The 13,263-nt window shown below is 64.9% G+C and carries 13 protein-coding genes; 7 read left to right on the top strand and 6 right to left on the bottom strand.

All coding sequences use genetic code 11. The features are described 5' to 3' along the window. Window positions 1-154 precede the first annotated feature (154 nt). Window positions 155-2,461, top strand: coding sequence for an NADP-dependent malic enzyme (locus A3AS_RS0110265; RefSeq protein WP_018317506.1), 2,307 nt, complete (start codon window positions 155-157; stop codon window positions 2,459-2,461). Window positions 2,462-2,757: 296 nt separating this feature from the next. Continuing rightward, window positions 2,758-3,210 carry a DoxX family protein gene (locus A3AS_RS0110260; RefSeq protein ID WP_018317505.1) on the top strand — a complete coding sequence of 151 codons (453 nt, stop codon included), beginning with the start codon at window positions 2,758-2,760 and terminating at the stop codon, window positions 3,208-3,210. Between the two features lie 4 nt (window positions 3,211-3,214). Here A3AS_RS0110260 and A3AS_RS0110255 read toward each other — a convergent pair whose 3' ends face one another. The 4 genes from A3AS_RS0110255 to A3AS_RS0110240 form a co-directional block, all read right to left on the bottom strand. Then, window positions 3,215-3,766, bottom strand: a complete 552-nt coding sequence (locus tag A3AS_RS0110255; RefSeq protein WP_018317504.1) for a dihydrofolate reductase — start codon at window positions 3,764-3,766, stop codon at window positions 3,215-3,217. A gap of 7 nt (window positions 3,767-3,773) precedes the next feature. Continuing rightward, the gene (locus A3AS_RS0110250) at window positions 3,774-4,799 is read right to left on the bottom strand and encodes a polysaccharide deacetylase family protein (RefSeq protein WP_026201861.1); all 1,026 of its coding nucleotides are present in this window, start codon (window positions 4,797-4,799) and stop codon (window positions 3,774-3,776) included. Between the two features lie 166 nt (window positions 4,800-4,965). Next, complete coding sequence (locus A3AS_RS0110245) at window positions 4,966-5,535, bottom strand: glutathione peroxidase (protein WP_018317502.1); 570 nt, start codon at window positions 5,533-5,535, stop codon at window positions 4,966-4,968. A gap of 93 nt (window positions 5,536-5,628) precedes the next feature. Then, window positions 5,629-7,212 carry a L,D-transpeptidase family protein gene (locus tag A3AS_RS0110240; RefSeq protein ID WP_018317501.1) on the bottom strand — a complete coding sequence of 528 codons (1,584 nt, stop codon included), beginning with the start codon at window positions 7,210-7,212 and terminating at the stop codon, window positions 5,629-5,631. A gap of 208 nt (window positions 7,213-7,420) precedes the next feature. Between A3AS_RS0110240 and A3AS_RS0110235 the strand changes: the two genes are divergently transcribed. The 3 genes from A3AS_RS0110235 to A3AS_RS0110225 all read left to right on the top strand — a co-directional run bounded on the left by A3AS_RS0110235 (window position 7,421) and on the right by A3AS_RS0110225 (window position 9,177). Then, complete coding sequence (locus A3AS_RS0110235; protein WP_018317500.1) at window positions 7,421-7,969, top strand: CreA family protein; 549 nt, start codon at window positions 7,421-7,423, stop codon at window positions 7,967-7,969. A gap of 388 nt (window positions 7,970-8,357) precedes the next feature. Next, the gene (locus A3AS_RS47120) at window positions 8,358-8,777 is read left to right on the top strand and encodes a hypothetical protein (protein WP_157644250.1); all 420 of its coding nucleotides are present in this window, start codon (window positions 8,358-8,360) and stop codon (window positions 8,775-8,777) included. Window positions 8,778-8,811: 34 nt separating this feature from the next. After that, on the top strand, window positions 8,812-9,177 hold the full coding sequence (locus A3AS_RS0110225; protein WP_018317498.1) for a hypothetical protein: 366 nt from the start codon (window positions 8,812-8,814) through the stop codon (window positions 9,175-9,177). Here A3AS_RS0110225 and A3AS_RS0110220 read toward each other — a convergent pair whose 3' ends face one another. Both A3AS_RS0110220 and A3AS_RS0110215 read right to left on the bottom strand, forming a co-directional pair. Beyond that, complete coding sequence (locus tag A3AS_RS0110220; RefSeq protein WP_018317497.1) at window positions 9,178-9,423, bottom strand: DUF6719 family protein; 246 nt, start codon at window positions 9,421-9,423, stop codon at window positions 9,178-9,180. 67 nt (window positions 9,424-9,490) lie between these two features. Then, entirely contained in the window at window positions 9,491-10,981 is a 1,491-nt protein-coding gene (locus A3AS_RS0110215) for a PLP-dependent aminotransferase family protein (protein ID WP_018317496.1), read from the bottom strand. 76 nt (window positions 10,982-11,057) lie between these two features. Here A3AS_RS0110215 and A3AS_RS0110210 point away from each other — a divergent pair, with 76 nt between their 5' ends. Next, window positions 11,058-11,783 (top strand): pyridoxamine 5'-phosphate oxidase family protein, encoded by a 726-nt coding sequence (locus A3AS_RS0110210; protein WP_018317495.1) that lies wholly within the window; start codon window positions 11,058-11,060, stop codon window positions 11,781-11,783. Window positions 11,784-11,837: 54 nt separating this feature from the next. Then, on the top strand, window positions 11,838-13,115 hold the full coding sequence (locus A3AS_RS0110205) for an ArgE/DapE family deacylase (protein WP_018317494.1): 1,278 nt from the start codon (window positions 11,838-11,840) through the stop codon (window positions 13,113-13,115). Window positions 13,116-13,263 lie beyond the last annotated feature (148 nt).

Raw genomic sequence — 13,263 nt, 5'->3', positions numbered from 1 at the left:
ACCGCGCGCCCTGTTGATGGGCGCGCAATCGGATGTTGCCACCGGGGCGCCCGGCGTGCTTCATCCCGTTTCCATGACCCGGAAATACGGTCCGCTTGGACCGCGGCTTCGGATCGTGCATTTTTGAGGCCGGTAACGCGAGGCGAGACACCGCATGTCGTCCTATTCTGATGATCTCCACCAGGCGGCGCTCGCCTACCATCGTCTGCCGCGCCCTGGGAAGCTCGAGATCCAGGCAAGCAAGCCGCTTGCCAACCAGCGTGACCTCGCGCTGGCCTATTCGCCGGGCGTCGCCGCGGCCTGCACCGAGATCGCCAAGAACCCGGCGGAAGCCGCCACGCTGACCACCCGCGCCAATCTGGTCGCCGTGGTCTCCAACGGCACCGCCGTGCTCGGCCTCGGCAATATCGGACCGCTGGCCTCCAAGCCGGTGATGGAGGGCAAGGCCGTCCTGTTCAAGAAATTCGCCGGCATCGACGTGTTCGACATCGAGATCGCCGCCGACACCATCGACCGCGTGGTCGAGACCGTGGCGGCGCTCGAACCGACCTTCGGCGGCATCAATCTGGAGGACATCCGTGGACCGGAGTGCTTCGAGATCGAGGCGCAGCTCAAGGAGCGCATGAAGATCCCGGTCTTCCATGACGACCAGCACGGCACCGCGATCATCGTCGCCGCCGCCATCACCAATGGGCTCCGGCTGAACGGCAAGAAGCTGTCGGACGTCAAGATCGTCGCCTCCGGCGCAGGGGCCGCGGCCATCGCCACGCTGAACCTGCTGGTCTCGATGGGCGCGCAGCGCAAGAACATCTGGGTCTGCGACATCGACGGCCTCGTGCATGAGGGCCGCAACACCACGATGGACCGCTGGAAGGCGGTCTATGCGCAGAAGACCGACAAGCGCACGCTCGGCGACGTCATCGGCGGCGCCGACATCTTCATCGGTCTCTCGGCGCCGGGCGTGCTCAAGCCCGAGATGGCCAAGGCAATGGCCGACAAGCCGCTGATCATGGCGCTCGCCAACCCGACCCCGGAAATCATGCCGGAGGAAGCGCGCAAGGTGCGCCCTGACGCCATGATCTGCACCGGCCGCTCCGACTATCCGAACCAGGTCAACAACGTCCTGTGCTTTCCGTTCATCTTCCGCGGCGCGCTCGACGTCGGTGCCAGCGCCATCAACGAGGAGATGAAGCACGCTGCCGTCGAGGCCATCGCGCAGCTCGCGCGCGAGGCGCCCTCGGATGCGGTCGCGCAGGGTTTTGACACCGGCGAGACGCAGGGGTTCGGCCCGGGCTCGCTGATCCCGAGTCCCTTTGATCCCCGGTTGATTCTACGCATCGCGCCGGCGGTGGCGAAGGCGGCGATGGAGTCGGGCGTGGCGACGCGGCCCATCACCAATTTCGACGAATACACCGCGCTGCTCGAGCGCTTCGCCTTCCGCTCCGGCCTCGTCATGAAGCCGATGTTCGCCAAGGCCAAGACCCAGCCGGTGCGCGTGATCTATGCCGAAGGCGAGGACGAGCGCGTGCTGCGCGCCACGCAGGTGGTGCTGGAGGAGAATTTGGCGCGGCCGATCCTGGTCGGCCGTCCTTCGGTCGTCGAGGCGCGCATCAAGCGCTTCGGTCTTTCGATCCGCGCCGGCAAGGATTTCGACCTGGTCAATCCCGAGGACGATCCGCGCTATCGCTCCTATGTGCAGTCCTATGTCGAGGTCGCCGGTCGCCGCGGCGTGACGCCGGATGCGGCGCGCACGGTGGTGCGCACCAACAACACGGTGATCGCTGCGCTCGCGGTGACGCGCGGGGAGGCGGATGCCATGCTCTGCGGCGTCGAGGGCCGCTACATGAGCCATCTGCGCCATGTCCGCGAGATCGTCGGTTTTTGCCCGGGCATCAGCGACTACGCGGCGCTGGCGCTGCTGATCACCAGCAAGGGCGCCTTCTTCATCGCCGACACGCAGGTTCGCCCCAATCCGAGCGCGGAGGAGCTCGCCGAGATCGCATCGCTCGCCGCGGTCCACGTCCAGCGCTTCAACATCAAGCCGAAGATCGCCTTCGTCTCGCACTCGGATTTCGGCAGCTACGACACCGATTCCTCGCGCAAGATGCGCCGGGCGACCCAGCTGTTGAAGGATAAGCATCCGGAGATCGAGGCCGACGGCGAGATGCAGGGTGACACGGCACTTTCGGCTGCGGCGCGAAAAATGGTGCTGCCGCACTCCAATCTCGAGGGCGAGGCCAACATCCTGATCATGCCGACGCTGGACACCGCCAACGTCGCCTATCAGATGATCAAGTCGCTTGCGGACGCGCTGCCCGTCGGCCCGATCCTGGTCGGCCCGGCGCGCCCGGCGCATATCCTCACCCCCTCGGTGACGGCGCGCGGCATCCTCAACATGACGGCCGTCGCGGTCGTCGAAGCGCAGGAGCGCGCCGCACGGCAGCCGACGTTGTTCACGTAGGCTTCTAGCGTCATCGGCGCTGCCATCCCTTCTCCCCTTGTTGTGGGAGAAGGGATGGCAGCGCCGGATGAGGGGTTGTTTCCGCGCCTCGGGATCTCGCGAGTTTCCGCGCCGATAGATACCCCTCATCCGTCTCGCCGCTTTGCGGCGAGCCACCTTCTCCCACGAGGGGAGAAGGGAAGAGGCCGCAAGTCTTGAATTACTTTCAGTTCGCCATTTCCCCGTTTGTAAAGCGGCGCGCGACTCTTCATAATCCTCACGCGTTCCGTGCTTAGCGCTTTGCCAAGAGGCCGATCATGCCAGCGTTCGTGACTTTCGGGCGAATCCTGTTCGCCGTTCTGTTCATCTACACGGGCGCGACCAAGCTCTTTGCCATTCAGGCGACCGCCGACTTCATCGCCACCAAGGTCGTGGTGCCCGACATCGTCGCGCCCTACGCCAAGCAGGTGGAGACGGCCACCGCCATGACCACGCCGCAGCTGCTGGCGATCGCCGTCGGCGCGCTCGAAATCATCGCGGGGCTGATGATCGCACTGAATTTCGGCGCGCGGTTCTTCGCGATGCTGCTGATTATCTACGTCGCGGTCGCGACCGTGCTGTTCGACGATTTCTGGAACCAGGCGCCGCCCGACAACGCGAAGATGGTGGTCGACGCGCTGAAGAATCTCTCGATCATCGGCGCCTTGTTCATGATCATGGGATACGGCCGCACCACGCGTCCGGCCGAAGCGGCGTACGGGGACGTCTGAGGGCCTACGTTCGGCGCCAGGGTGTCACGGTCACCTCATGCGCCGCATCGAGCAGATACGGTGTGCCCGGCTTCAGGCCGTGCGACGCCAGCACCTGCTGCGGCGTCCGTGCCGGCACGCCGACGAAACAGCCTTCGCCGCCGGGCAGGCGCACATGCGGGGCTTCCGACAGCCAGAACGTATCGTAGCGGCCCATGAACATCTCGAACACGGCTGGGCCGCCGATGATGGCGACCATGCCGGAGGCGACATCGGCAAAGGCACAGGCCTCCTCGAAGCTCGCCTGTTCCGGATTCCACAGCGTCGCGTTCGGCATCTCCGGATCGACGGTGAGCGCCTTGATCTTGCGGGTCAGGATCAGCCGCTTGCGCTTCGGCGAGTTCGGCTGCTGCTCGTGCGAGTGGCGGCCATGCACGGTCAGCGCGGCGCGATCGAGCGCCTGCTCGAAGAACAGCTTGTCGCCGTCGAACTTCAGGCTGTCGGGCATGACGTGGCCGGCGTCGGCGAGCATGCCGTCCGCTGAGACGATGACGTAGCCTTCGATACGGAAAGACAATGGCCGTCTATTCGGAAACGGTCGTCACCACGGAATTGACCGGGCGCTGGCTCACGGTCGGCAGCTTGGCGTCCTTGAGCAGCTCCTGGTCGTATTCGGGCAGCGACGAGGCCGGGAATTTGGCGCGCATCGCCACCACTTTGTAGCCGCCGGCTTTCAGGCGCTTGAGCAGCTCGGGCAGGGCTTCCGCAGTGTGCTTCTGGAAGTCGTGCATGAGGATGATGCCCTTGCCCTTGGTGTCGAGCTTCTTCATCACGGTCTCGACCACCTTCTCGGGCTTTGAAGCCTTGAAGTCGAAGGAGTCGATATCGCAGGAGAAGATCGCGGTGTTGCGGTTGCCGAGATAGGTGACCATCTCCGGCGGATGCTGAAGCGCCGGGAAGCGGAAGAACGGCGAGGGCGAGATGCCGCCGAGCGCCCACTTCACCGCGGACAGGCCCTTCTCGATCTCTTCCTTGCGCTGCGCTTCGGTGAGCTTCTTGTTGTTGAGATTGGCGTGCGACCAGGTGTGGGTGCCGACGGTGTGGCCGGCGTTGTAGACCTGCTTCAGGATCTCCGGCTCATAGGTCGCGTGCTTGCCGATCGAGAAGAAGATGCCGGTGGTGCATTCGTCGGCGAGCGCCTTCAGCACGGCGGGCGTGTTCTTCGGCCAGGGGCCATCGTCGAAGGTCAGCACCACCTCCTTGTCGCGCAGGAAGTCGAGGTCCTTGAAGTGCTCGAAGCCGAAGCCGGGACCGCCCGTGGTGTCGATCTCGACGGTGCGGGCGACACCGAGCGCGCCCGGCGTGCTGCAGGCCGCGCGGGCCGGCTGCGGCGCCTGCTTGGGCGGAGGCGGATTGACGAAGCCTGCCGGCGCGGCGGCTGCCGCGGGAGCTGCTGGCGGAGCCGCAGCAGGCGCGGCCGCGGCCGGCGTCGCCGCGGGTGCGGCTTGCGTCGCAGCCGCGGGCTTTGCGGCCGGGGTCTGCGACCATGCTGCGCCGGTCATCGCAACCGACATTGCGCTTGCCAAAATCAGTCCTGCCGCCACACGCATGGTGTTGTCCTCGAGATTGATCCCGTTGTTCCGCCGCGGCTTTTTCGCCGCGAGCAAAACCCATCCTGCCCCAAACGATCCTAGCCTAGATGGTGGGCCATCGCCATTGCAACGGCTGTTTGGCATCCCGCCACAATTGTGCCCAGCCGGATTGGGGCGTCGCGCGTCAACTGTCGGCCAGCGTCCTGGCAATGGCGGTCTTGATCCGCGTGTCAGCGGGTTCGACCGCGGACGGAAAGACCTCGGCGATATAACCGTCGCGGCCGATCAGGTATTTGTGGAAGTTCCAGCGCGGAACTTCCCGCGGCCGCGCGTCGGCGGCCCATTTGTAGAAGGGATGCGCCTTCGCGCCGACGACGTTCGCCTTGGCCGCGACCGGGAAGGTAACACCATATTGGTGGTGCGCGGTCTCCGTGATCTCGCTAGTGCCGCCCGGCTCCTGGCCGCCGAAATCGTTGGAGGGCACGCCGATCACGGTGAGCCCGCGCGCGCGAAACTCGTTCCAGATGTCCTGCAGGCCGGCATATTGCGGCGTGTACCCGCAGAGCGAGGCGGTGTTGACCACCAGCAGTGGCTTGCCGGTGAAAGCGGCAAGGCGGATGTCGTCACCGGACAAAGCGGGGAAGGAGAAGGCATAGGCCGAGATCCGGCTCATGCCGCCATCGGCGAGCGCGCGTGTTGCCGGCGCGAGCATGCCTGCAAGCGCCGCGGTGAGCATGGTTCTGCGATTCATCATGACGGCGTCCCCCGAAATGATCCGGGCCGCATGTTACTCTGCCGGTGCGACCTGCCTCGTCAACACCGCGTTATCGGGGCGCCGTGAAACAGGTCAGTACAGGCGGACGATGAAATCGGTGCCTTCGCCGGTCTCGCCCTGGTTGATGCCCTGGTCCGAGATGATGATCGAGCCGCCTGATGTCAGCATCTCGTTGATCTTCGCCATGGTGTCGGCGGGGATCGAGATGCGGTCGAGGGCCGCGGCCGGGCTGTCCGGCGTGACCACGGGCTTGGCAGGCACAGGCTTGGCGGCGACGGGGATCACCGCAGCGCCACCCTTGCGGCGCGTGAGGCGGCTGTCGTCCTCGCGGGCCGCGGAACGGGCGGAGACCGGCAACGACACCACCGACCAACGCAGCGCATTGGAATCGGTCTTGTCGAGCTCGGCGGTGAATATGTGCGTGCCGAGCGGACGGTCGCTCGTGGCGATCGTGACCGGGACCTCGAACAGCGGCGCAAAATTCTGCCGCACGTAGAGCTTGGAATCCTTGCGGCTGATGAAGACGGCGATCTGGCCGGCCCGCTTGGGCGCTTCCGGCTTGACGGCCGGTGCCGGTTCGGCAACGCGGCCGTCATCCTTCTTCGCGTCGGGCGAGGCGGCGAGCGCAGCTGCAGTGGCCGGCGCATCGGGTGTCTTCGCGGAGTCCGCGGCTTCCGTCTTGACCGGCTCGGTCTTGATAGCTTCGACCTTGTCGGCAGCCGGCTTGTCGTCGCTAGCCGGCTTGGCGGCTTCCTCCGATTGAGGCTTGGCCGCGTCGGATGCCTCGGCCGTCTTGGTCTCGTCGGCCGGTACGGCGGCTTCCTCGCGGGCTGACGCATTGCCCGTGGTCACATCCGACATCACGACGTGTCCGACGGACGTGCGCAGCTCGAGCACACTGTCGGCGCTGGCAGTTTTGGTTTCGGCTTTGGTCAGCGTGGCGCCCTTGTCGGCCTTGTCGCCGACATTGGTCTGCGGCTCGAGGCTGGCCGCAGGCTGCGGCGGTACGCGCACGGAGGCGAGCAGGGGATGGGAGAAGCTGTGCGGCGTCATCTCGCCGGGCGCGACGATGACGCGCGCGCCCATCCTGGTCCAGTTCCACATCTTCACCGCGAACGCCATCGGCATCCGGATGCAGCCATGCGAAGCCGGATAGCCCGGCAGCACGCCGGCATGCATGGCAACGCCGGACCAGGTGATCCGCTGCATGTACGGCATCGGCGCGCCGCTATAGATGTTGGAGTGGTGGAATTTGTGCTTCTGGATGACGCTGAACACACCCATCGGCGTCGAATGGCCCTTCATGCCTGTCGACACCGGAGATTCCGCGAACACGCCGTTGGTGTCGTAGACCGTGACCTTCTGCCGGTCGATCGAGACGACGATGACCAGCGGCCCTTGTGGCTTGGTCCCGGCTTCCTTCCCGGCGACAGCTTCCTTCTTGACCGCAGCGCCGCGCTTCTGCGGCTTCTGGCGCGGTATTTCGGGATGCCGGTCGGGCCGGGCGTAATAGGACCCGTCGGAATAATCCGTCCAATAATAATATGCTGCGTCTGCCTGGCTGGTCGCGCCGATCACACCCGCCGCCGTCAAAATGGCGACCTGCCACAGTCGCGCCGGCTTGGCAGAAAAACCCGACCCGTTCACGCTGTTCATCCTCGAATCCATAATCCAAATCAGACGTTAGTCTCGCAGAGGGGATACGCGTTCACCAGCAAGGCGGTTCTGCCATCAGCTACATTTGTCCAAGCCGTAGCAAAAAAGCCTCACGGAGCGGTAAACGGCGGCCGCGCCCGTCTGTCCGTCGTCTTCCTGAGCGGCTGCCACATGCCTACATTGTGGCGACTTGTTACCGGAGAACTTCATGTCATCTCGTTTCCTCGGTCTTTCCAGCATCCACTTGAAAGGCTTTGCTTTCTTCCTTCTGGCCCTGGTCTTGCCGGCGGCGTCCGCTTCGGCCGCCGACGAGCCCGATCTGATCTTTCGCCGGTCCACCGTGTTCAAATGGATGAGCCCGAACGACAAGCTTGCGACCTATGGTCTCGACGATCCCGAAGTCGAGGGCGTCGCCTGTCATTTCACCGTGCCGGAAAAGGGCGGCTTCAAGGGCTGGCTGGGCCTTGCCGAGGAGGTCTCGGATATCTCACTGGCGTGCCGCCAGGTCGGCCCAATCAAGTTCAAGAGCAAGATGGAGCAGGGCGACGACATGTTCCGCCAGCGCCGCTCGCTGTTCTTCAAGAAGATGCAGATCGTGCGCGGCTGTGACACCAAGCGCAACGTGCTGGTCTACATGGTCTATTCGGACAGGCTGATCGAGGGCTCGCCGAAGAACTCGACCTCGACCGTGCCGATCATGCCGTGGGGACCGGCGGACGCAAATGTCCAGAAGTGCGGCGAGTTCTTCACTCAGTGACGCGCTTGCGTTCACTCCGTGACGCGTCAGCGTTTCACTCAGCGCGACTGGCCCGCGGTTTGACAAGGTGCGAGCCGGTCAGCCGCACGAACGCTTTGTGGCGCGGCTTCAAAGCCGCGGCCAGACTGCAACGACATTGCGCCGGCTGCGGCGACGCGATTCGACTGTTGATCTCCGCGGTCCGTCCGTTGGTCCGCCTCGCGCGGCATTGCGCGATCTTGCGCCGCCATAATGGCCATCCCTCAAGTGAACGCGCCCGGTGATCCGGGCGTCCTGGCTTCGATGGCTTGGGTCGCAGCCGATGTGACCTCGGTTCGACCCAGCCCTCGTTTGCCGCTCCATTCAGCAGAAAAACGTAAAATGCGTGTGAAGCAGGTGAGGCGGGAGCATGACGGCGGCAGCGTCCGGTGTGTTCGCGCACTGCAAACGGAACTTGGCAGGCGACTTTGAGCTGCGGCGAGACCTACCTGAAATGATTGGTCTTTTCGGAGAATTGTGTCGTCGTCTCGGGCCGGACGAAACAATTCTCACGCAAGATGAAACCACTTTGCGCTTTTGGCGCATCACGCGCGAAACCGCCCATGGTTATCAGCTTCACAACGACGAACGGCGCACCGCCGGCCACGAATTCGGAGACAAGACCATGCGCGCGCTGAGCTTCATCCTTGCCTTCGGTTTCGTGATCGCCGGCTCTTCGTTCGCGGGCGCGCCGGACGGCAATCTCCCCGGTGTCGGCACCTTCCAGTACAGCGGTTCGCCGATCACCCCCACGACGTCGCAGTCGATCGTGGTTGCCGCGCGCTTCTAATCGATAACAAGAAAATCAGCCGATAAAGGCCATCATGATCGTTCGATTTTGCGCCGCTGCCTTCGTGTCCGTTCTGACGATCAATGCCGCCCAGGCGCAGGTGCGTGCGCCCTCAAGGTTACCGGATCCCCGCACTGAGTTCGTACGCCAATGCGCGCCGCGGATGCTCGGCCGGTGGGAACATCCCGAGGAAGTCTGCGGCTGCCTGCACGATCATGCCGCAGCCGCCGTCGAGGACCGCGATCTGCGCGAAGCGCTGTTGCGCGGCATCAGCGAGACCGGCGTGCCCACCATCGAGACCGACTGGGTGCCGGCGTCCAAGCAGGGCGAGATTGGCCCGACCTTCACCAAGATCGCCAAGCCGACCTTGCAGTGCATGTTCGATCCGGCCAAGCAGTAACTATTTCGTCTTCGGACCGTAGCGCGGCACGCAGGCGGCGGTGCGCGCGACGCCCTTGTCGGTCATCTTTGTTCCGCGGACTTCCTTGACCTGTCCGGCGGGACAGGTTCCGTCATCCACCTGCACGCGCTGGCCCAGCTTGAGATCGGTAATGTCCTGCTCGCGTCCGACCGTGACGGCGTGCGCCGTCGTCACGAGCGCGGCGGAGATCAGGAGCGAGAGGCAAGCTGCACGGCGGAAAAGCATGGTGAAAGATCCCGGCATTGATACCGCAATGTAAGGACGGGCCCGCGATTCTGATAGTGAACCTTTGTCAGGGCCGCCGGGCCGATCTCTTCCTCGTGCGCAGCGCGGCGCGCGATTCCCGCGCGAGCCGTTCGGCGGAGGCGACGAGCTGTGGAACCGCATGGCCGGAAAATCCCAGCACGAAGCCGGGCAGAGGGCGCGCGCGCGAATAGGTGTCGGCCAATAGCCAGCCTTCCGCGCCGGCCGCCTGCTTGGCCCGCGCTGCCACCGCCAGGTCGACCGAGGGATCGAACCGGGCGACGAGATGCAGGCCTTGCGATGGCACCGGTACCAACAGCGCGCCATCGGATGCGGTTTCCAGCGTTTCGGCCAGCACGTCGCGGGCGTCGCGATAGAGTTTTCGCACGCGCTTGAGGTTTGCGGCGAAGGCGCCCGAATTGAGCATGTCGGCCACCGCGCCTTCCATCAGCGTGCCGGGGAATCGGTCGAGCGCCGCGCGCGCAGCCGTCACGTCCTCGATCAGGCGTTCAGGCAGGGCGCAATAGCCGATGCGCAGGCCGGGAAACAGCGTCTTGGCGAACGTGCCGAGGTAGATCACGCGCTGGAGGCGATCGATGCCGGCGAGCGACATCAGCGGTGCGCCGTCATAGCGAAACTCGCTGTCGTAATCGTCCTCCAGCACGAAAGCGCCGGCCTGCTTGGCCCAGTCCAGAAGCTCGAGCCGCCGCGGCATAGACATCTGCACGCCCAGCGGAAACTGGTGCGACGGCGTGACATAGGCCGCGCGCGCGTTGGGGCCGGCAGAGCGTCCCTTGGCGACCTGCATCCCGTGCTCGTCGACCGGAACCGGCACGGCGCGATAGCCGCAATGCGCGATGGTTTTTCGCGCGGCGGGGTAACCTGGGTCTTCGCACCAGACCTGATCGTTCGGCTTCAGGATCGCGCTCAGCACGATGCGCAGCGCATGCAGCGTGCCTGATGTGAGCATGATCTGATCGGGGTCGCAGCGCAGGCCTCGCGCCGACAACAGATGATCGGCGATCGCCGCGCGCAGCTCGCGGCTGCCGCGGGGATCGCCATAGTGCAGATGCTCGGGCCCGAAGGCGCGCATGCGGCGGCCGACGAAGGCGCGGAAGCGCTGCAGCGCCCGCTCGTCAATATGGGTGCAGCCGAGCGCGAACGCGCCTTGCCCCGGCGTTTCGACAATGACCTTCGGCTTGTTCGGCTCGGCCGTGCGCGCAGGAATGCGCGCGGCGACGAACGTTCCGGAGCCGACGGTCGCCTCGGCGAAGCCGTCGGCGATCAGGCGCTCATAGGCGATGACGACGGCGTTGCGCCGAAAGCCGGTCTGCTTGGCCAGCGTGCGCGACGGCGGCAGCGGCTCGCCGGGCTTGACGAGGCCGGAGACGATCATCTCGCACAGCGCCTGGTAGAGCCGGTGTGCGGCGGAGGCGCCTGGCGTGACATGCGGTCCGGTGAGGTCGAGCGGCAGTTCGGCCTTTGTCGGCAAGGAAGGCTTGGCCGGCGCGGGGAGAGAATTGGTCGGAATATTTCGCATGGAATTGGAACTATCGCAGACCAAATGCGCCGCTACAACTGCTTTCAGATTTCTTCCAATCCGAGCAGGAGCGGCCGTGAGCCAGACCGAGACCTCGAATTCCTATCCGACCTCAGTGCGCAACCAGGTGAAGCGCCGGCACGACCGCGGCTTCTACGACCACGCCACGGTTCATCGCATCCTGGATTCCTCGATGCTGTGCCACGTCTCCTACGTGATCGACGGCCAGCCCTATTGCACACCGACGTTCTTCTGGCGCGAGGGCACGAAGCTGTACTGGCACGGATCGAGCGCGAGCCGGATGCTGCGCAGCCAGACCAAAGGCGAGCGCGTGTGTCTCACGGTCGCCCATCTCGACAGCCTCGTGCTGGCGCGCTGCGGCTTCAATCACTCCGCCGATTACCGTGCGGTGATGGCGTTCGGCACCGCCTATCTCGTCACCGACCCCGAGGAGAAGGAGCGTGCGGTGATCGCGATGGTCGACCGCTTCTTTCCGGACCGCACGGCGAGCCTGCGGGCCAGTAATACGCAGGAGATCAAGGCGACGTCTTTCATTGCGATGGAGATCGAGGAAGCCTCGGCCAAGGTCCGCGCCAAGGGTGTTGCTGACGACGACGAGGACTATGCGCTGCCGATCTATGCCGAGCGCATCCCGGTGCGCACCGTGCTCGGCGCGCCGGAGCCATGCCCGCGCCTGCTCGACGGCGTCAGCCGGCCTGCGACGCTGAATGGCTATTCGGAAGGCCGCCTGCTCGAAGATGCATTGTGGGATGCTTATTTTGTGGAGTACCCGAACGGCTGAAATCGGCTAGCTTGCGCGCTCCTTGGGAACCATTGGAATGCCGGGAGTTGCCTGATGAATGCCGAAACGCAGCAGAGGATTCTTGACGCCGTCGATGCCGGCTTCGAGGCCCAGCTCGCCACCACACGCGATTTTGTCGCAATCCCTTCGACCCGCGGGGCGGAGGGGCCGTGCCAGGACATGATCGGCGACCTCCTGCGCGCGCGCGGCTACGAGGTCGACGACTGGCACATCGATGTCGACGACCTCAAGGATCTGCGCGGCTTCGGTCCGATCGAGCACGACTTCTCCAAGGCGCGTTCGGTGGTGGGCACCTGCCGTCCGCAAACGAATGGCGGCAAATCGCTGATCCTGCAGGGCCACTGCGACGTGGTGCCCGCCGGCCCCCTGGAACTGTGGGACACGCCGCCGTTCTCGCCCGTCATCAAGGACGGCAAGATGTTCGGCCGCGGAGCCTGCGACATGAAGTCGGGCACCATCGGCGCGCTCTATGCGCTCGATGCGATCAAGGCCGCCGGTCTCAAGCCGACGGCACGGATCCACTTCCAGTCAGTGATCGAGGAGGAGAGCACTGGCGTTGGTGCGCTGTCGACGCTGCAGCGCGGCTATCGCGCGGACGCCTGCTTCATTCCGGAGCCGACCGGCGGCAAGATGGTGCGCTCGCAGGTCGGCGTGATCTGGTTTCGCCTGCGGGTGAAGGGGCACCCGACCCATGTCGCCTTTGCCGGCTCCGGCGCGAACGCGATCATGGCCGCCTATCATTTGATCCAGGCGCTGCAAAAGCTCGAGATCGAGTGGAACGAGCGGGCCAAGGCTGACAGGCACTTCAAGACGCTGAACCATCCCATCAACTTCAACCCCGGCATCATCAAGGGTGGTGATTGGGCCTCCAGCGTGCCGGCCTGGTGCGATGTCGATTGCCGGATCGCGGTGCTGCCGGGCTGGTCGATTGCCGATCACCAGAAGGAGATCACGGCCTGCGTCGCCGCTGCCGCGCGCAACCACCGCTTCCTCGCCAACAATCCGCCGGAGATTGAATGGTCGGGCTTCCTGTCGGAGGGCTATGAGCTGACCGACGCGGCGGCACCGGAAGCCGCGTTCGGCAAGGCGTTCGGCAAAGTCTACGGCGGCACGCCTGAGGATCTGGTCTTCACCGCGCTCACCGACACCCGATTTTATGGCCTCAACCACGGCATCCCCAGCCTGTGCTTTGGCGCCAGCGGCGGCGAGATGCACGGCTTCAACGAATATGTCGAGCTGGAGTCGCTGAAGAAGACCACCAAGGCGATGGCGTTGTTCATCGCGGAATGGTGCGGGGTGGAGAAGGGGTAGCGAACGAGATCTCGTAGGGTGGGCAAAGGCGCCCTTGCGCCGTGCCCACCAGTTTTCCCCGACATGATAAAGATCGTGGGCACGCTCCGCTTTGCCCACCCTACGGCGTCTCGGCTGGAGCGCGATCTGCCCGAAACACTGACTCTCA

The sequence above is a fragment of the Bradyrhizobium sp. WSM2793 genome (assembly GCF_000379585.1).
Lineage (GTDB): Bacteria > Pseudomonadota > Alphaproteobacteria > Rhizobiales > Xanthobacteraceae > Bradyrhizobium.
This window is presented reverse-complemented; position numbering and strand designations above follow the sequence as displayed.